Origin of the sequence: Pseudomonas sp. BTN1, from assembly GCF_001907715.1 — a bacterium.
GTDB classification, from domain to species: Bacteria; Pseudomonadota; Gammaproteobacteria; order Pseudomonadales; family Pseudomonadaceae; genus Aquipseudomonas; species Aquipseudomonas paracarnis.
Genome location: NZ_MPBM01000057.1, coordinates 37240 through 55483, shown reverse-complemented (window position 1 = coordinate 55483; position 18244 = coordinate 37240). Strand labels below are relative to the sequence as shown.

At 58.8% G+C, this 18244-nt stretch carries 16 protein-coding genes and 2 rRNA genes; 12 read left to right on the top strand and 6 right to left on the bottom strand.

Annotation, left to right across the window (positions count from 1 at the left end; genetic code table 11):
* The 3 genes from BMH52_RS29430 to BMH52_RS25065 all read left to right on the top strand — a co-directional run.
* A 23S ribosomal RNA gene (locus BMH52_RS29430) occupies positions 1–119 on the top strand; the annotation flags it as partial.
* 156 nt (positions 120–275) lie between these two features.
* Positions 276–391, top strand: a 5S ribosomal RNA gene (rrf, locus tag BMH52_RS25070).
* A 334-nt stretch (positions 392–725) separates the two neighbouring features.
* Entirely contained in the window at positions 726–2099 is a 1374-nt protein-coding gene (locus BMH52_RS25065) for an MFS transporter (RefSeq protein ID WP_014719586.1), read from the top strand.
* 60 nt (positions 2100–2159) lie between these two features.
* On the opposite strand, the gene BMH52_RS25060 is transcribed toward BMH52_RS25065, so the two are convergent.
* The 4 genes from BMH52_RS25060 to flgA form a co-directional block, all read right to left on the bottom strand.
* The gene (locus tag BMH52_RS25060; RefSeq protein WP_014719585.1) at positions 2160–2909 is read right to left on the bottom strand and encodes a flagellar brake protein; all 750 of its coding nucleotides are present in this window, start codon (positions 2907–2909) and stop codon (positions 2160–2162) included.
* A 95-nt stretch (positions 2910–3004) separates the two neighbouring features.
* Positions 3005–3475: a flagella synthesis protein FlgN gene (locus tag BMH52_RS25055; protein ID WP_034128459.1), complete on the bottom strand. Its 471-nt coding sequence runs from the start codon at positions 3473–3475 to the stop codon at positions 3005–3007.
* A gap of 48 nt (positions 3476–3523) precedes the next feature.
* Positions 3524–3847: a flagellar biosynthesis anti-sigma factor FlgM gene (flgM, locus tag BMH52_RS25050; RefSeq protein ID WP_019817214.1), complete on the bottom strand. Its 324-nt coding sequence runs from the start codon at positions 3845–3847 to the stop codon at positions 3524–3526.
* Between the two features lie 141 nt (positions 3848–3988).
* A complete protein-coding gene (gene flgA, locus BMH52_RS25045) occupies positions 3989–4753 on the bottom strand; it encodes a flagellar basal body P-ring formation chaperone FlgA (RefSeq protein WP_073845404.1) in 765 nt (254 codons plus the stop codon).
* A gap of 74 nt (positions 4754–4827) precedes the next feature.
* On the opposite strand from flgA, the gene BMH52_RS25040 reads away from it, so the two are divergent.
* From BMH52_RS25040 to BMH52_RS25010, 7 genes are all read left to right on the top strand, one after another.
* Positions 4828–5760 (top strand): chemotaxis protein CheV, encoded by a 933-nt coding sequence (locus BMH52_RS25040; protein WP_003193578.1) that lies wholly within the window; start codon positions 4828–4830, stop codon positions 5758–5760.
* A gap of 42 nt (positions 5761–5802) precedes the next feature.
* Complete coding sequence (cheR, locus tag BMH52_RS25035) at positions 5803–6630, top strand: protein-glutamate O-methyltransferase CheR (RefSeq protein WP_014719581.1); 828 nt, start codon at positions 5803–5805, stop codon at positions 6628–6630.
* Between the two features lie 312 nt (positions 6631–6942).
* A complete protein-coding gene (gene flgB, locus BMH52_RS25030) occupies positions 6943–7350 on the top strand; it encodes a flagellar basal body rod protein FlgB (protein WP_003193573.1) in 408 nt (135 codons plus the stop codon).
* Positions 7351–7353: 3 nt separating this feature from the next.
* Entirely contained in the window at positions 7354–7797 is a 444-nt protein-coding gene (gene flgC, locus BMH52_RS25025; RefSeq protein WP_014719580.1) for a flagellar basal body rod protein FlgC, read from the top strand.
* A gap of 16 nt (positions 7798–7813) precedes the next feature.
* Positions 7814–8539, top strand: a complete 726-nt coding sequence (gene flgD / locus BMH52_RS25020) for a flagellar hook assembly protein FlgD (RefSeq protein ID WP_014719579.1) — start codon at positions 7814–7816, stop codon at positions 8537–8539.
* Positions 8540–8570: 31 nt separating this feature from the next.
* A complete protein-coding gene (flgE, locus tag BMH52_RS25015; protein ID WP_014719578.1) occupies positions 8571–9881 on the top strand; it encodes a flagellar hook protein FlgE in 1311 nt (436 codons plus the stop codon).
* 180 nt (positions 9882–10061) lie between these two features.
* The gene (locus BMH52_RS25010; protein ID WP_177345108.1) at positions 10062–11159 is read left to right on the top strand and encodes a hypothetical protein; all 1098 of its coding nucleotides are present in this window, start codon (positions 10062–10064) and stop codon (positions 11157–11159) included.
* A gap of 92 nt (positions 11160–11251) precedes the next feature.
* Here BMH52_RS25010 and BMH52_RS25005 read toward each other — a convergent pair whose 3' ends face one another.
* Complete coding sequence (locus BMH52_RS25005) at positions 11252–14146, bottom strand: ribonucleoside-diphosphate reductase subunit alpha (RefSeq protein ID WP_003193565.1); 2895 nt, start codon at positions 14144–14146, stop codon at positions 11252–11254.
* Between the two features lie 860 nt (positions 14147–15006).
* Between BMH52_RS25005 and BMH52_RS25000 the strand changes: the two genes are divergently transcribed.
* Positions 15007–15732 carry a response regulator gene (locus BMH52_RS25000; RefSeq protein WP_060766977.1) on the top strand — a complete coding sequence of 242 codons (726 nt, stop codon included), beginning with the start codon at positions 15007–15009 and terminating at the stop codon, positions 15730–15732.
* Positions 15729–17339 (top strand): ATP-binding protein, encoded by a 1611-nt coding sequence (locus tag BMH52_RS24995; RefSeq protein ID WP_073845400.1) that lies wholly within the window; start codon positions 15729–15731, stop codon positions 17337–17339. The genes BMH52_RS25000 and BMH52_RS24995 overlap by 4 nt, the downstream gene beginning before the upstream one ends.
* 79 nt (positions 17340–17418) lie before the next feature.
* On the opposite strand, the gene BMH52_RS24990 is transcribed toward BMH52_RS24995, so the two are convergent.
* The gene (locus BMH52_RS24990) at positions 17419–18138 is read right to left on the bottom strand and encodes a 4'-phosphopantetheinyl transferase (RefSeq protein ID WP_073845398.1); all 720 of its coding nucleotides are present in this window, start codon (positions 18136–18138) and stop codon (positions 17419–17421) included.
* Positions 18139–18244: the final 106 nt, after the last annotated feature.

The following is an 18244-nucleotide window of genomic DNA, read 5'->3' as shown; positions in this document are numbered from 1 at the left end:
TGTGTGGTGGGTTGAGTTCCCTGAAGGGCCGTCGAAGACTACGACGTTGATAGGTTGGGTGTGTAAGCGCTGTGAGGCGTTGAGCTAACCAATACTAATTGCCCGTGAGGCTTGACCATATAACACCCAAGCAATTTGCGAACTCGAGAGAGACCAGATTGCGGTGTGTGAAGACGCAATGAACCGAAAGTTCGACGCTCACAAAACACCGAAAACTATCCCATACCCAATTTGCTGAAGCGAGGCCAACTGGCCACGACTCAGTACCCGAATTTCTTGACGACCATAGAGCATTGGAACCACCTGATCCCATCCCGAACTCAGCAGTGAAACGATGCATCGCCGATGGTAGTGTGGGGTTTCCCCATGTGAGAGTAGGTCATCGTCAAGATTAAATTCCGAAACCCCAATTGCGAAAGCAGTTGGGGTTTTGTTTTGAGCGCTCGAAAAGAACGCCAACTTCCAAAGCCTGCACAGCGTTCCATTGACGCCTTTTGTACAGATACCCCAATACCAGTCGAACCTTGCGTGTTATCAAGGTTCACAGGTGGTGCGCCGTGTATTTATCTCCACGGTTATGTACCTCACAGACACCCACGTATCGTCTGAGCTGTGAAACAAAATAATCCCCGGAAACAGACCCTACCGTCTGTCCGGACTCAACCGCCCCGGACTATCATGCTGATAGCCCTACCCCTCACCGCAAGGAGCCGCTCGGAACGCCGATGCGCCAGATCTGGAAATCTTTTCGAGCCCTTTATTTCGCCTCTTTGATGATGCTGATCGGCTCCGGCCTGCTTAGTACTTATCTGGCTTTGCGTCTGGCAGCAGACAACGTCGACAGCCTGTGGGTGGGTGCGCTGATGGCTGCCAACTATTTTGGCTTGGTGCTGGGCGGCAAGCTCGGGCACCGCTTGATTGCCCGGGTCGGGCATATTCGTGCCTACGCTACCTGCGCCGGGATCGTCGGCGCAGCAGTGCTGGGTCACGGTTTGATTGATTGGCTGCCAGCCTGGATTGTGCTGCGGATGATCGTGGGCCTGGGGATGATGTGCCAGTACATGGTCATCGAGAGTTGGCTCAATGAGCAGGCAGACGCCAAGCAGCGCGGCGTAGTGTTCAGCGGTTACATGATTGCGTCCTACCTTGGGTTGGTGCTGGGCCAATTGATCCTGGTCATGCACCCCCATCTCGGGCTTGAACTGTTGATGCTCGTGGCGCTGTGCTTTGCGCTGTGCCTGGTCCCTGTGGCGATGACCCGACGCATTCACCCGGCCCCACTGCACCCGGCTCCGATGGAGCCGCGCTTCTTTATCAAGCGCGTGCCGCAATCGCTCAGCACCGTGTTGGGCGCTGGGTTGATCGTCGGTTCGTTCTACGGCTTGGCGCCGCTCTACGCCTCTCAGCAGGGCCTGACGACTGAGCAAGTCGGCTTGTTCATGGGTAGCTGCATTTTTGCTGGATTGGTCGTGCAGTGGCCACTGGGCTGGTTGTCGGACCGCTATGACCGCGCGCTGCTGATTCGCTGCTTTGCCTTGTGCCTGGCGATAACGGCCTTACCGTTGGCCATCATGACGCAGGTACCGTTGGAGGTGTTGTTCGTGGCGGGCTTCTTCTGTTCGCTGGTGCAGTTCTGCCTTTACCCCTTGGCGGTGGCCTTTTCCAACGACCATGTGGAAGGCGATCGCCGGGTGTCACTGACGGCCATGTTGCTCGTTACTTACGGGATCGGCGCCAGCGTGGGGCCGCTGTTGGCCGGTGTGGTGATGAAGCTATTCGGCAGCCAGATGCTCTACGCGTTTTTCAGCCTGTGTGCGCTGATCCTGGTGTGGCGCATTCGACCCAAGGCGGTAACCAACCTGCATCAGGTCGACGACGCACCACTGCATCACGTGGCGATGCCCGACAGCATGTCCAGTTCGCCTTTGGTGGCTGCCCTTGACCCGCGGGTGGATGAGCAGGTGGTGCAGGAGCAGATGCAAGTCACTGTTCCTGACCCAGAGCCCGTCCCTGATACCGAGGAGCCAACGAGCGAAGAACCGCACGAGCCACCAGACCCGGACGAACATCCCCATGACTTAAGCAGGGCGCGCCCCTGAACGAAAAAACGGGCAGATCCCATCAGGATCTGCCCGTTTCTTTATCTCAGCGTCTAACGCTTAAAGATCGTCGTCTTTATCGAAGCGCCGAGCTTCTCGCTGCAATTGGTAGACAAAGCGTTCCACTTGTCGCTGCACCAAACCACTCATGTTGTGAAAGCGCACGCCGGCAAAGGTGGTGTTGATCTTGTCTTCGAAGTGCAGGTAGCGCAGTTCCACGGAAGTGGTCATGCTGCCGAAGGGCAGGGCAGCAATAAAGCGATCATAGACCTGGCCCAACTGCAGACGTTCGGAGATATCGCCTTCAAAGCGCAATTTGCAGCCGGTTGCCGAGATATCCAGCAGCTTACCGCTGATAGGTGCCTTGAGCTTCTCGCCACCCAACTGAATGTCCACCAGCTGCGCAAGCTTGAGTGCGGCGCGGAAGGCATTGCGTCGTTGATGGTAAACCACTTCGCCGGGCAGGCTGCCGCTATAGATGCGGTGGCCGCCTTTTTCGCTGATGGTCAAGGTGCCGTTGCTTTCCCAGGCAACCCGCACGCCCTCATGGAAACCTTCGATACGGAAGGCTTCGCCATTCTCAAGATAGCGTTCACCGTCACGGGGAATCATTTCGTCCAGTACCAGCGTCTTGCTGTCGCGGTCAATGTCCACCAGGTAGCTCTGGAACCGCTGGCTGCGTTCGTGGAAAGTGATGATCAGCGGGTCATGGCTTTCTTGCAGCATCCGCAACGTGCTGGCGATTTCCAGAGGCGTGGTGAGCACCTTGGGTGGCTGCGGTGCATCTTCCGCATTAAGGGCGTTGAACACGGTCTTCCATCTCCAGGCAAAATACGACTACACGCAAGAACCGGCATTTTGCCAGTATGTAGCGCGCCTTGGATAGGTCGCGCTGTAAACCGGCGTCAGGCTTGGCTGCGGGTGCTTGGTTTGATCAGGCGTGAGGTGGAGCCTTGGGCGTTATACAGAGCCGGAGGTTCTCCGCCGTGCAATATGCGCAACTGATTGGCGGTGGTGGCTTGCTGAAGCTGGATCGACTGACCGTTGAGCAGGTTGGCTTCCTGGCACTGGGCGAGCAAATGATTGAGTTCTTTGCTTTGTGCCAGCAGTTGATCGCCGACTGAGGAGTGGCTGGCCAGTTGTGCCAGGCCATCGTGGTCGGCAGGCAGGCCCAGGCTGATCAGAATCTCGCTGCGTTTCTTGCCGTGCTGTTCGAGCAAGACAATCAGGGACTGTTTGCGCGCCAGGATTTCTTCCAGCAAGGGCATATCCCGGCCGTACAAGGCCAGGGATTCTTCCTTGAGCAGCTCGAGCAATTGTTGCGTCGGCGCCAGATCATCAATGATCAGTTGGAGCAAATGTTCGTCGTGGTGCATGGCTGGCCTTGGGTTTTAAGCGTCCAAAAGCCCTGCGCAGGCCTTTGCCTAGCGCTCGGCTTCGAAGTTGAGCAGCTTGCTGGCTACACGGTTGCTGTCGACTTTATAGCTGCCATCGGCGATAGCCTGTTTCAACTCGGCCACGCGGGCTTTATTGACGACGGGTTGATCGCGCAGCGAGTCAGTGACCTTCTGCAACTGTTGAGCCTCATTGCTCAGGTGTACCGATTCCCCACTCTGGCTGGCGGCGGCCTGCTCTGCTTTGGCAGGCAAGGGCTGCGGCTTGGCTTCTACGCTGTCCTTGGCACCGCCGGTGCGCGTATTGCCGGGCAAGGCCGGGGTGTTATTCAAACGACTGAAATCAATGACCATGTTGAAAAACCTCTGGGTATTTGGACGCTTGCCATGTTTTCGGCCATACCCGGGCAAACTTTAGGCTCGATTGACAATAAACCTGTTCGGCTCAATATCCAGCACACAGTGTAGGAAAAGCTGGCATTTGATTCCAGTCATCTATAGCGCCACCTCGACTTGGCCTGGCGCCGTGACCCGCGCCTTGATCACGCGATTGGAGTTGAGGTTCTTGACACGGATCTGTTCGCTCATGCCGCCGTTGGACAACGCCTCGCCCGGCATCCTGACGTTCAGGCCGCCGCTGCTGGCGGAAATTACCACCTGGTCACCCTTGCGAATCACCTCGGCCTGTTCCAGATGAACCAGCGTGAGGACTTGGTCGGTGACCACTGGCCGGGTGAGTTTCTGCCCGATGGCCTGGTCCAGCGACGTCAGGTAGCCCTGGTTGATCAAGCTGATGTCCCTCTCGCGCAGCGCCACATCGTCGTAGCCGATGATGCCGGTGCGCTTCAATGGCCGCGCCACTACCACTACGTCGCGAAACAGCTTGACCTGCGCCGGCACAAATACCGTCCAGGGCGAGGCGCCCTCACAGCGCACCTTCACGGTCACACGGCCGATAGGCTGGGCGGGGCTTTCCAGGGTGGCTGTCAATTCCTTGTCGCACATTGGCATGCGCAAACGTGGGTCCAACTGGTTGACCTGAATTTCATAACGCCCCGGCGTCTGGGTGGTCGCCAGATAATCTTCTACAGTGAACTCAAGAAAGCCTTGGGTGACGCCGATAAGTAGATCAGGCAGGGTAACGTTGTCGGCGCGGGCCGTGACGCCCAGGCCCGAGACAAGCAGCGCCATCGCGGCGCAGAGCAGTCTGCGGTAGCGTGAGCGGCCAGGGTGTCGGGAAACTGTCGTTTTAATATCCATACTCAGTAAATAGCAAAGCTCGTGCCGTTTAGTGTTGGGTACGCGTCGTACCCCTAGGATTTAGGAGTCTGGGCATGGCAGGTGTAATGGATTCAGTAAACCAGCGCACACAGCTGGTAGGGCAGAATCGCCTGGAGTTGTTGCTTTTCCGCCTGGATGGCAATCAGTTGTATGGCATCAACGTGTTTAAAGTGCGTGAAGTGCTGCAATGTCCCAAGTTGACGATCATGCCCAAGTCCAGTCCGGTGGTGTGTGGCGTGGCCAACATCCGGGGCGCGACCATTCCGATTCTTGACCTGGCCATGGCCACGGGGGCCGCGGGTTTGCAAGACCGCCAGAACCCTTTCGTGATCATCACCGAGTACAACACCAAGACCCAGGGTTTCCTCGTGCGCTCGGTGGAGCGCATCGTCAATATGAACTGGGAAGAGATCCATCCGCCGCCCAAGGGCACGGGGCGCGATCACTACCTGACGGCGGTGACGCGGGTCGATAACCAGTTGGTGGAAATCATCGACGTGGAGAAGATCCTCGCCGAAGTGGCCCCCACCTCGGAAACCATCTCCGTCGGAGTGGTGGATGCCGAAACGGCACACAAGGCGGTTTCGCTGCGCGTGTTGACCGTGGACGACTCTTCGGTGGCGCGCAAGCAGGTCACGCGTTGCCTGCAAACCGTCGGGGTGGAGGTGGTGGCCCTCAATGACGGACGCCAAGCCTTGGATTACCTGCGCAAGCTGGCGGACGAAGGCAAGAAGCCCGAAGAAGAATTCTTGATGATGATCTCTGACATCGAGATGCCGGAAATGGATGGCTATACGCTCACGGCCGAGATACGTAACGATCCACGCATGCAAAAATTGCATATCATCCTGCATACTTCGTTGTCGGGGGTATTCAATCAGGCAATGGTCAAGAAGGTTGGTGCGGATGACTTTCTGGCCAAATTCCGTCCTGATGACCTCGCATCCCGGGTAGTCGACCGGATCAAGGCAGCAGATCACGGCTAGGGGATGTCCCCCGGCGGTCACACGATTTAAGAGGCGGCATCATTGTCTACGGGTAATTTGGATTTCGAACAGTTCCGGGTCTTCCTGGAAAAAGCCTGTGGCATATTGCTCGGTGAAAACAAGCAGTACCTGGTATCCAGCCGTCTCAACAAGCTGATGGAACAGCAGGGCATCAAGTCCCTGGGTGAGTTGGTCCAGCGGATCCAGGGGCAGCCGCGCAGTGGGCTCAAGGAAATGGTGGTCGATGCCATGACCACCAACGAAACCTTATGGTTTCGCGATACCTATCCCTTTGAAGTGCTCAAGAACAAAGTGTTGCCCGAAGCCATCAAGGCCAGCCCGGGCCAGCGCCTGCGTATCTGGTCGGCGGCCTGTTCTTCGGGGCAGGAGCCGTACTCGATCTCGATGTCCATCGATGAGTTCGAGCGGACCAACATGGGCCAGTTGAAAGCCGGTGCGCAAATTGTGGCCACGGACCTGTCCGGCACCATGCTCACCAACTGCAAGACCGGTGAGTACGACAGCCTGGCCCTGGGCCGAGGTTTGTCCCAGGAACGCCTGCAACGCTACTTCGACCCCAAAGGGGCAGGGCGTTGGGCGATCAAGGCGCCGATCAAGAACCGCGTCGAATTTCGCTCTTTCAACCTGCTCGACAGCTACGCCAGCCTGGGCAAGTTCGACATGGTGTTCTGCCGCAACGTGCTGATCTATTTCTCGGCTGAAGTGAAGAAGGACATCCTGTTGCGCATCCACGGCACGCTCAAGCGCGGAGGTTATCTGTTCCTCGGTGCTTCCGAGGCGCTCAATGGGCTGCCGGATCACTTCCAGATGGTGCAATGCAGCCCGGGGATCATCTACCAGGCCAAGTAGCCTGGGGTATGCAATAAAACTGTGGGAGCCGGGCTTGCCCGCGATGGCGTTGTGTCAGTCGATGAATTGGTCGGCAGGTACTCCGCCATCGCAGGCAAGCCAGCTCCCACATTTTTTTCTCGGCAAGCTGGCGTAAAGCGGCAACTGCCCATTGCCGCTTTAATGGCGCTACGCGGAAATCGCTTGCCGCTTTTCTGGCATAGCCGCCGGCAACTCCCCTCCAAACCCTTGATATAGGGGCTCCCGCAAGATTGGCATGCACCTTGCTATAACCCTGCTAACGAACAGCAGGTCAGCCTAAAGGTTTCCGCCATGAGCATCAGCTTCGATAAAGCGCTCGGTATCCACGAACAAGCCCTGGGCTTCCGCGCCCAGCGTGCCGAAGTCCTGGCCAACAATATTGCCAACGCCGACACCCCGAACTACAAGGCTCGGGACCTGGACTTCTCCGCCGTGCTCGCCGCACAGCAGGACAAGACCAAGAACGGCACCTTCGCCTTGAACATGACCAACAGCCGTCATATCGAAGCGCAAGGCCTGAGCAAGGGTGACGAGTCGCTGCTGTATCGCACGCCGATGCAGCCGTCGATCGACCAGAACACCGTCGACGCCCAGCTGGAGCAATCGAACTACGCCGAAAACTCGGTGAACTTCCAGGCCAGCTTCACCCTGCTCAACAGCAAATTCAAAGGGCTGATGTCAGCCCTGCGTGGAGAGTAAGCCATGTCTCTGTCCAGTGTTTTCAATATTGCCGGCAGTGGCATGAGCGCGCAGACCACGCGTTTGAACACCGTCGCCAGTAACATCGCCAACGCCGAGACTGTCTCGTCGAGCATTGACCAGACGTATCGCGCCCGCCATCCGGTGTTTGCCACCATGTTCCAGGGTGGTCAGGCAAACGGCAGCGATTCGTTGTTCCAGAACCAGGACGCCGCCGGCTCAGGCGTGCAGGTGTTGGGCGTGGTCGAAGACCAGAGCAACCTGGAGGCCCGTTACGAGCCCAACCATCCGGCCGCGAACGAAAAGGGTTACGTCTACTACCCCAACGTCAACGTGGTCGAGGAAATGGCTGACATGATCTCCGCCAGTCGCTCGTTCCAGACCAACGCGGAAATGATGAACACCGCCAAAACCATGATGCAGAAGGTTCTGACCCTGGGTCAGTGATAAGAGGCGCCAAATAATGGCCATCGTTGATACGTCTAACAACACGGCGGTTCAGGACCTTTTCAATTCCAAGGTCAAGACCGCGACGAATAACAGCAGCGTCAGTGACGCTTCCAAGACGGCGACGGGCAACCAGTCGCTGGGCAAGGATGCGTTCCTGCAACTGCTCGTCACTCAACTGAAAAACCAGAACCCGCTGTCGCCTCAGGACAACGGCGCGTTCGTCGCGCAGCTTGCCCAGTTCAGCAGCCTGGAAGGCATCAACACCCTGAATGACTCGGTGAACAACATCTCCAGCAACTTCAGCTCCTCGCAGGCGCTGCAGGCTTCGTCGCTGGTGGGGCGTTCGATCATCATCCAGACCGACAAGGCCATGGTGGATACCAGCAAGAGCATGACCGGTTCGGTGGCAGTGACCTCGGCGGTGGGCAATGTCTCCGTCAAGATCACCGACAAAGACGGCAATGTGGTGCGCACCGTTGACATGGGCGCCCAGAGTGCCGGCACCCAAAGCTTTATCTGGGACGGCAAGAACGACAAGGGCGAGGTCGCCCCAGCTGGCACCTACACCTTCAACGCCACCACCAAGAACGACAAAGGCGACGCAGTGGCCTTGGCCACTTCGCTGCCCGCCACGGTCACCAGTGTGACCCTGAGCAAGACTGGCGGCGAAATGCTGCTCAACCTTGCAGGCGGCATGGGCAGCGTCAAGCTGTCGCAAATTCAGACTATCGGTACATAGAGCCGGCTAAATACGGCAGAAGGAGAGAAACATGTCTTTTAATATCGGCCTTAGCGGCCTCTATGCGGCCAACAAACAACTGGACGTGACCGGCAACAATATCGCCAACGTCGCGACCACTGGCTTCAAGTCATCCCGTGCGGAATTCGCCGATATCTACGCGGCTTCCAAGCTGGGCACCGGCCAGAACAGCATCGGCAACGGTGTGAACCTGGCGGCGGTGTCCCAGCAGTTCACCCAGGGCGACGTCAACGGTAGCGGCGGCATCCTCGACATGGCGATTCAGGGCGGTGGCTTCTTCGTGCAGAAGGGCAGCGACGGTTCGCTGGAGTACACCCGTAGTGGTGCGTTCCGTGCGGACAAGGACGGCTACATCACCAACAACACCGGCACTTCGCGCCTGCAAGGATATGCCGCGGACGATAATGGCAAGATCACCAAGGGCGGCTTGGTCGATCTGCAACTGAACCTGGCGAATCTGCCGCCCAAGGCATCCACCAAGGTCGACTCCACCAGTAACCTGAATTCCTCGGAGCCGGTGATTGACCAGGCGGCCAAGCCGTTTGACCCGACCAAGACCGAGACCTTCACCACCCAATACAGCACCACCTTGTACGACTCTCAGGGGAACGCGCACCCGATGGTGCAGTACCTGGTGAAAACCGACGGCAACAAGTGGAATGCCTATACCCTGATTGACGGTCGCAACCCTGATGGTTCGGCCCCGACTGGCACCCCTTCGACGCCACCCGTGCCGTCGACATTGACCTTCGATGGCGCTGGCAATCTGACTACTGTCGTCACCAATGGTGTGTCCGACAAGACCCTGACCGTTGCCGGGTGGGTTCCAGGCAAGGTGACTGACGGCGTGTGGAAGGCTAACGGTGCGGATGCCAACCCGGGCGGCATCGCCATCAACATGGCCAACATTACCCAGTACAACTCGGCTACCTACCGTAACCCTCCGGTCACCGACGGCTATGCCACCGGCCAGATCACCGGCCTGAAAATCGACGGCAGCGGCGTCCTGTTCGCCACCTTCAGCAACCAGCAGAGCAAGGCCATCGGCCAGATCTCCCTGGCCAGCTTCAACAACGAGCAGGGCCTGCAGCCAGCCGGTGCGACCACCTGGAAAGAGACCTTCGCCTCGGGCCAGCCGGGTTATGACAACCCGCAAGCCGGCACCCTGGGTTCGATCGTGGCCAACTCCCTGGAGAACTCCAACGTTAACCTGACCAACGAACTGGTGGACCTGATCAAGGCCCAGAGCAACTACCAGGCGAACGCCAAGACCATCTCCACCCAAAGCACCATCATGCAGACCATCATTCAGATGACCTGATACCCCTGCTCAAAAAATACCTGCACACAAAAAGGCCCCTCAATCGAGGGGCTTTTTTGTGCGCGCGCGTTGCTAGTTTACTGCCTGTTTCATCTCGCCTTGCTGCTGGAACGCCCAACGCCCCTTGCGCCACGCACGGGACACGGGCGCATGTCGCCCATGGACCATCGGGAGAGTGGCATGGCGATCTACAAGCAGTGGGAAGGGATGCCAGCAGGCAGCCATTGGTTTGTTCTGAATAACTACAGCGCCGGTCTATACAGACGCAAAAGTCAGTCGGATGAACCCGGGGGAGGCAAGTCCTCTGATGCAGAATCAGTGAGGCAACTGCTCAATGAGTTGAGAGATGCCGAGAAAACATCCAAGAGCCAAACCGTCCAGGACCTTCGTGACAAGTTGAACGAGAAGCGCGAAGAACTGGGTGATGAAAAGTTCAAGGAGATCATGCAGGAGTTGATGGAGAAGGCAGACGTCTCCTGGCTGGAGATGCTGCGGCGCCTGATGAAAGAATGGTTTCCGGAAACGGACGATACATCACCCACACCTTCGCCGCCTTCTCCTGGCCCGTCGCCAGGTGGGGGCGGTGGGGGCGGTGGTGGCAGGCCAAGCCCCGGTAATTTTGGGCCCAGCGAGCCCATGAGTAATCTGCCGATTACGGAAGGCTCCAAGCACTTCAACTACAAGCCTGATCAAAGTAACCCAGGGAAAAAGCCGGACAACATCTGGAGTGGATTCAGCCAGGGCCCCGATGGCAATTGCGTCACGGTTTCAGCGATAAAGGGCGCAATGATGAAGTTTGGTCAGAAACCCACTGATGTGTTCAAGGAGGTAAAAGAGACGGCAGACGGTTATCACGTGAAGATGCGCGACGGCTTCGAACTTAATCTATCCAAGGATGAATTAAAGCAGGCGGCCAGGTATGCGCAGTTCAAGGGTGACAATCCGGGCATGCTGACCGATGCCAACTTCATGTTTGCAGCGAGCGCCAAGCGGGCACAGATGGAAGGGAATGGCCTGGACGACAACCCTAGCCAATCAAAAAGAAGCTTCGCCCATGCGATGCAAAGTTTGAACAACGGCGAAATGCCCCGCGAAGCATTGGATCGCCTGGGTTTGAAAGGGCTTTACAGGCAGTCCTCAAGCAGTGAGCTGGCGAGCGGCAAGCTCGGCGTCGTGGCCTACGATCGCCATTCGATGGCGGTCATCGACGGGCGCGTGGAGTTGTGGGGGCGCCGAGGTGGCGCGCCAAAGCAGGGTATTGCGTACGCGTTTCTCTAAGGCAGTCAGCAAAAAGCCCGATAAACCCTATGCAGTCGGGGTCTATCGGGCTTTTTCAATCCAGGGGGACAATATCCCCGGACTGGCTCAGCTTATTGGCAAGCTTCGCAATCCGGCTCGTCAATCGCGCAGGCTTTTGGCACCGGTGCTGGGCCGGCGGGTGCTGCGAGTACCGAGTCATCACCGTGGTTGCCGCTGGACACTGCGTTCAGCTTGCCGGTATTGATGGTCGACTTCTCGGTGCTGGTCGCAGCCAGGGCACGGAGATAGTAAGTGGTTTTCAGGCCACGGTACCACGCCATGCGGTAGGTCACGTCCAGCTTCTTACCCGAGGCGCCGGCGATGTACAGGTTCAGGGACTGGGCCTGGTCGATCCACTTCTGACGACGGCTGGCGGCGTCAACGATCCACTTGGTGTCCACTTCGAAAGCGGTCGCGTAGAGCTCTTTGAGTTCTTGCGGGATGCGTTCGATCTGCTGCACGGAACCGTCGTAGTACTTCAGGTCGTTGATCATGACCGAGTCCCACAGGCCACGGGCCTTCAGGTCGCGAACCAGGTACGGGTTGATCACGGTGAATTCGCCCGACAGGTTCGATTTCACATACAGGTTCTGGTAGGTCGGTTCGATCGACTGCGACACGCCAGTGATGTTGGCGATGGTGGCGGTCGGTGCGATGGCCATGATGTTGGAGTTACGAATACCTTTCTGCACACGGGCACGTACCGGCGCCCAGTCCAGGGTTTCGTTCAGGTCGACGTCGATGTACTTCTGGCCACGGGCTTCGATCAGGATCTGTTGCGAATCCAGCGGCAGGATGCCCTTGGACCACAGCGAACCCTGGAACGTCTCGTAGGCGCCGCGCTCGTCGGCCAGGTCGCAGGAAGCCTGGATCGCGTAGTAGCTGACCGCTTCCATGGACTTGTCGGCGAACTCGACTGCTGCATCGGAACCGTAAGGGATGTGCTGCAGGTACAGCGCGTCCTGGAAGCCCATGATCCCCAGGCCAACCGGACGGTGCTTGAAGTTGGAGTTCTGCGCCTGTGGCACCGAGTAGTAGTTGATGTCGATCACGTTATCGAGCATGCGTACGGCGGTGTTGACGGTGCGTGCAAGCTTTACGGTGTCCAGCTTGCCGTTGACGATGTGGTTCGGCAGGTTGATCGAGCCCAGGTTGCAAACGGCGATCTCGTCCTTGTTGGTGTTCAAGGTGATCTCGGTGCACAGGTTCGAGCTGTGGACCACGCCCACGTGCTGCTGCGGGCTGCGCAGGTTGCATGGGTCCTTGAAGGTCAACCATGGGTGGCCGGTTTCGAACAGCATGGACAGCATTTTGCGCCACAGGTCTTTGGCCTGGATGGTCTTGAACAGCTTGACCTTGCCTGGGTACTCGGTGAGGGCTTCGTAGTACTCGTAGCGCTCTTCGAAGGCTTTGCCGGTCAGGTCGTGCAGGTCCGGCACTTCGGATGGCGAGAACAGTGTCCACTTGCCGTCATCGAAGACGCGCTTCATGAACAGGTCAGGGATCCAGTTGGCGGTGTTCATGTCGTGGGTACGACGACGGTCATCACCGGTGTTCTTGCGCAGCTCGATGAACTCTTCAATGTCCATGTGCCAGGTTTCCAGGTAGGCACATACAGCGCCTTTGCGCTTGCCACCCTGGTTCACGGCGACGGCGGTGTCGTTCACCACTTTCAGGAACGGTACGACGCCCTGGGACTTGCCGTTGGTGCCCTTGATGTACGAACCCAGTGCGCGCACCGGTGTCCAGTCGTTGCCCAGGCCGCCGGCGAATTTGGACAACATGGCGTTGTCGTGGATCGCGTGGTAGATGCCCGACAGGTCATCCGGCACGGTGGTCAGGTAGCAGCTCGACAGCTGAGGACGCAGGGTACCGGCGTTGAACAGGGTCGGAGTCGACGACATGTAGTCGAAGGACGACAGCAGGTTGTAGAACTCGATCGCGCGGTCTTCCTTGTTCTTCTCTTCGATCGCCAGGCCCATGGCCACGCGCATGAAGAACACTTGCGGCAGTTCGAAGCGGATGCCGTCCTTGTGGATGAAGTAACGGTCGTACAGGGTTTGCAGGCCCAGGTAGGTGAACTGCTGATCGCGCTCGTGGTTGATTGCCTTGCCGAGTTTTTCCAGGTCGAAGGTGGCCAGGATCGGGTTCAGCAATTCGAATTCGATACCTTTGGCGATATAGGCCGGCAGGGCCTTGGCGTACAGGTCGGCCATCTCGTGGTGAGTGGCGCTGTCGGCGACTTTCAGGAAGCCCAGGCCTTCGGCACGCAGGGTGTCCATCAACAGGCGCGCGGTCACGAACGAGTAGTTCGGCTCACGCTCGACCAGGGTACGGGCGGTCATCACCAGGGCGGTGTTGACGTCGGTCAGGGCGACGCCGTCGTACAGGTTCTTCAGGGTTTCGCGCTGGATCAGGTCACCGTCGACTTCTTCCAGGCCTTCGCAGGCCTCGGTGATGATGGTGTTCAGGCGGCCCAGGTCCAGCGGTGCGAAGCTGCCGTCGGCCAGGGTGATGCGGATCGACGGGTGCGCTTGTACGGCGGCTTCTTCGGCCGGGGAACGTACGGCACGTTCCTTGGCGCGCGAATCACGGTAGATCACGTAGTCGCGGGCCACTTTCTGCTCGCCGGCACGCATCAGGGCCAGTTCGACCTGGTCCTGGATTTCTTCGATGTGGATAGTGCCGCCCGATGGCATGCGACGCTTGAAGGTCGCGGTGACCTGTTCGGTCAGACGGGCAACGGTGTCGTGGATGCGCGACGAAGCGGCAGCGGTGCCGCCTTCAACTGCAAGAAACGCTTTGGTGATGGCGACGGTGATTTTGTCATCGGTATAAGGAACGACAGTGCCGTTACGCTTGATCACACGCAGTTGGCCAGGTGCAGTGGCGGACAGATCCAGATTCGAATCAGCGGCCTGCGGCACGGAGCCCTGCGGGTTCTCGCGAGTTGTGTCGGTTTGCATGAGGGGGTGTCTCCACATTCTATATTTATTTGGGCACCATCACGGTGCCCACCGTTCCGTCCTGAAGCACTTACAGCAGGCCTGGGCCTGGCATAACAACTTCGGGACAGGAGGAAGGGAGCTCATCGCGCCGCTTCCATGCCGAAGTCTTTGGTTCGGGGCCGGGGAGCCCTTAGCCGTATTCCTGGTGGGTGACAGTGGCCCCATTCAAGCCCTGCAACACCCGTACCGTTTTCTGCCAATCGGGCTGGAAAACGGTTGCCATCCGCGTGCGCGGTTTGGGCTTTCAAAAAATGCTTTGGTTCAACCAAGCACGAGCAAGAAAGCGCTTGAGTTTCTTGTCTGATCTGTGTTTGGTCTTTTCGCTGAAAACCCTACATGTAGGGTTTTTTTAGCGCCGAGGTACAAGATAATGCGTTTTCGGGGGCTTAGCAACGCACTACCTGTGGATAACGCTGTGGGTAAAATGTGTATGAATCATGGAACACCCGTGTAGGCCGCATTACTACTGGATTACACCGTTTGTCACCGAATATTCCCGGCTAGAAACTGCCGGCGGGAATTTTGAGGGCGCGAACCCTACCACAAAAAATCGCCATGACCGAATGGATTTCGCGGCTTGTGTTCAAGGGCCGTTGCATGGCTACAATCGGCCTTTGTTATGCCTTCAAAACATGACAAACAGGCTATGCCTGCGGAAGATCAATAGGTGGGAGCTGGCTTGCCTGCGATGGCGGTGTATCGGCCACCAACAGGCGCGCTGACCCACCCTCATCGCAGGCAAGCCAGCTCCACACCGACCGTATTTCACATTCGATTGTGTCGGCCAGAAGAACTTCTTATAAAAACGAGGACAATGCATGGAGCAAGAAGCCTGGCAGATACTGATCGTCGAGGACGACGAGCGACTCGCCGAGTTGACCCGTGAGTACCTGGAAAGCAACGGCCTGCGTGTGTCGGTGGAAAGCGATGGTGCCAAGGCCACGGCGCGCATCATCGCCGAACAGCCCGACCTGGTGATCCTCGACCTGATGCTGCCCGGCGAAGACGGCCTGAGCATCTGCCGCAAGGTGCGCGAGCGTTATGACGGCGTGATCCTGATGCTCACCGCGCGCACCGACGACATGGACCAGGTGCAGGGCTTGGACATGGGCGCCGACGATTATGTGTGCAAACCCGTGCGCCCGCGTTTGTTGCTGGCACGTATCCAGGCGCTGCTGCGCCGCAGCGAACCGGTGTTGCCCGTTGCAGTGGAAAACCAGCGCCGCCTCCAGTTTGGTCCGTTGGTGGTGGACAATGCCTTGCGCGAAGCCTGGTTGCATGAGGGCAGCATCGAACTGACCAGCGCTGAATTCGACCTGTTGTGGCTGCTGGTTGCAAACGCCGGACGCATTCTGTCCCGCGAAGAAATCTTCATAGCTCTGCGCGGTATTGGTTATGACGGCCAGGATCGCTCCATTGATGTGCGTATCTCGCGCATTCGGCCAAAGATCGGCGACGATCCGATCCACCCACGCCTGATCAAGACCATTCGCAGCAAAGGCTACCTGTTCGTCCCCGAAGCTGCTGCCGATATGCCGCTGTGAACTCGATCTTCCTGCGCATCTACGGCGGCATGTGCGCGGCGCTGATCCTGGTGGCGTTGCTCGGCGCCCTGGCACTGCACCTGCTTAATGACGTGCGCAGCGGCCAGTACCGTGAGCGCCTGGCCCACGGCACTTTTGCGTTGATGGGCGATAACCTGCAGCCCATGAGCGCCATTGAACGACAGCGCGCCTTGGCGGTGTGGGAGCGTTTGCTCGGTATTCCGCTGGAACTGCGCACGTTCACCGATGCGCAATTGGACCTTGGCCAGCGCAACCGCCTGCAACGCGGCCAGGTCCTGGTGGAACAGACCGGGCCTCATGCGGCGCGGGTGCTGCGGTTGGTCAGCGAGCAAGAGCAATTGGTGCTTACCGGCGAAGTGCAGCAGATCAGCGAGCAATTGGCCCGCGCAACCATTTACCTGCTGGCCGACGAACTGGTGCGCTTCCCGGTGGCCGAACAGCCCCAGCGCCTGGCCGACATCAAACACGCCAAGGGTTTTGGTTTTGAAATGCACCTGATGGCCCTTGACCAGGCCGACATGGACGACGACCAGCGTCGTCGCGTGGCGGAGGGCGATACGGTGATGGCGCTGGGCAAGGGCGGCGATTCGATTCGCGTGTTTGCCGGCATGGTCGGCACCCCGTGGGTACTGGAGATCGGCCCGCTGTACCAGATGAATCCGTACCCGGCGCAATGGCTGATCCTGATCACCTTGATCGGCCTGACTTTGATCGGCTTGATCGTCTATTTGCTGGTGCGTCAACTTGAGCGCCGGCTCAAAGGCCTGGAGGCGGCGGCTACGCGTATCGCCAAGGGCAACCTGGAAGTGCGCGTACCCGCTCGCGGTGCAGACTCGGTCGGGCGCCTGGCGGCAGCCTTCAATGGTATGGCCGAGCACTTGCAGCAATTGCTGGCGATTCAGCGCGAACTGGTGCGCGCGGTCTCCCACGAGCTGCGCACACCCGTCGCGCGCCTGCGTTTTGGCCTGGAGATGATCGGTGACGCCGCCACGCCCGAAGCGCGGCGCAAGTACCTGGAGGGTATGGATGGCGATATCCAGGACCTTGATGGCCTGGTGGATGAGATGCTCACTTATGCCCGCTTGGAACAGGGTGCGCCGGAACTGAATTTCCAACGCGTGGACCTTGATGCATTGCTCGACCAGGTGATTGGCGAATTATCGCCATTGCGCCCCCAGGTCACCGTCACCCGGGGTATTTGCCTGTCATCGGCGCATTGGGATGACGCCTGGGTCGACGCTGAACCGCGCTACCTGCACCGCGCCCTGCAAAACCTGGTGAGCAATGCCATGCGCCACGCCAAAGGCCAAGTGTTGATCAGTTATCAGGTGGGGCAGGTACGCTGCCGCATCGATGTGGAAGACGACGGCCCCGGCGTGCCGGAAAGCGCCTGGGAGCGGATCTTCACGCCGTTCCTGCGCCTGGATGACAGCCGTACCCGCGCCTCTGGCGGGCATGGCCTGGGCTTGTCGATCGTGCGGCGGATTATCTATTGGCACGGCGGGCGGGCGCTGATCAGCAAGAGCAACAACCTGGGTGGGGCGTGTTTCAGCCTGAGCTGGCCCAGGGATCAGAATAAACCCTGAAACCGCTATCGCAGGCAAGCCAGTTCCCACAGGTGAATGCATTCCCAATGTGGGAGCCGGGCGTGCCCGCGATGGTGGTCTACCAGGCGCTGATAGCCACCAGGCTCAACAACTGCTCCCCTTGCACCACAAACTGCCCTTCCAGCTCTTTGCCATGGCCCCACTCTTGCGAAAGATCGGTCAGCAACCGCAACCGCACCCTCCCAGCCGCTGACCACTCCAGCACCTCGGCATGCTCGAAATAAAAGCGCTTGTGCACGATCGGATAGAGCGCCTTGAACAGGCTTTCCTTCACTGAAAACGTCAGCGTCACCAGCAAGGCGTGTTGCTCCCGGGGCAGGGCGGCCATGCGCTGTAATTCATCGGCCGTCAGGATTTCCCCGGCCAGGCGTTCGGCCCGCTCCAGTGACAGCAGATGCTCCAGGTCCATGCCCAGCCCGCGCCATCGCGCCTTGTGCCCGACAATCGCCGCAGCGTGCCCGGTGCTGTGGGTGATGGAGCCACTGATATGCCCTGGCCAGACCGGGGCGCGGTCTTCGCCGATGGCCGGGACGCAGCGCAGATGATCGAGTCGTTGCAGCGCTTCGCGCGCGCACAGGCGGCCGGCGAGAAATTCCGCCTGGCGCTTGGCGACCGAGCGCTGGATGCTAGCTGGCGGTGGCACATCGCAGCGCTGGAAATCGCCCGGGCTCAATAAAGCCGGGTCGAATCGCGTGCTCAAAAACACCGTGCCCGGCAAAGAAACCGGCAACGGCCAATGATCATCGAGTGGGGTGCAGCAAGCGGGTAGGGGCGTCATGCGCGGTATTTTGCCGAGTTGGCGGGCCAGTGGATAGCCCGGTGCGGTTCAGCTGCGGTTCAGAGCCTGTTCAGGGGGAGTTCAGGGGCGCCTGCGTAGTCTGGAC

Coding starts and splice junctions, on each gene's coding strand:
- BMH52_RS25065 (WP_014719586.1), top strand. CDS start 726: ATGCGCCAGATCTGGAAATCTTTTCGAGCCCTTTATTTCGCCTCTTTG.
- BMH52_RS25055 (WP_034128459.1), bottom strand. CDS start 3,475: ATGCACCACGACGAACATTTGCTCCAACTGATCATTGATGATCTGGCG.
- flgM (WP_019817214.1), bottom strand. CDS start 3,847: ATGGTCATTGATTTCAGTCGTTTGAATAACACCCCGGCCTTGCCCGGC.
- flgA (WP_073845404.1), bottom strand. CDS start 4,753: ATGGATATTAAAACGACAGTTTCCCGACACCCTGGCCGCTCACGCTAC.
- BMH52_RS25040 (WP_003193578.1), top strand. CDS start 4,828: ATGGCAGGTGTAATGGATTCAGTAAACCAGCGCACACAGCTGGTAGGG.
- flgB (WP_003193573.1), top strand. CDS start 6,943: ATGAGCATCAGCTTCGATAAAGCGCTCGGTATCCACGAACAAGCCCTG.
- flgC (WP_014719580.1), top strand. CDS start 7,354: ATGTCTCTGTCCAGTGTTTTCAATATTGCCGGCAGTGGCATGAGCGCG.
- flgD (WP_014719579.1), top strand. CDS start 7,814: ATGGCCATCGTTGATACGTCTAACAACACGGCGGTTCAGGACCTTTTC.
- flgE (WP_014719578.1), top strand. CDS start 8,571: ATGTCTTTTAATATCGGCCTTAGCGGCCTCTATGCGGCCAACAAACAA.
- BMH52_RS25010 (WP_177345108.1), top strand. CDS start 10,062: ATGGCGATCTACAAGCAGTGGGAAGGGATGCCAGCAGGCAGCCATTGG.
- BMH52_RS25005 (WP_003193565.1), bottom strand. CDS start 14,146: ATGCAAACCGACACAACTCGCGAGAACCCGCAGGGCTCCGTGCCGCAG.
- BMH52_RS25000 (WP_060766977.1), top strand. CDS start 15,007: ATGGAGCAAGAAGCCTGGCAGATACTGATCGTCGAGGACGACGAGCGA.
- BMH52_RS24990 (WP_073845398.1), bottom strand. CDS start 18,138: ATGACGCCCCTACCCGCTTGCTGCACCCCACTCGATGATCATTGGCCG.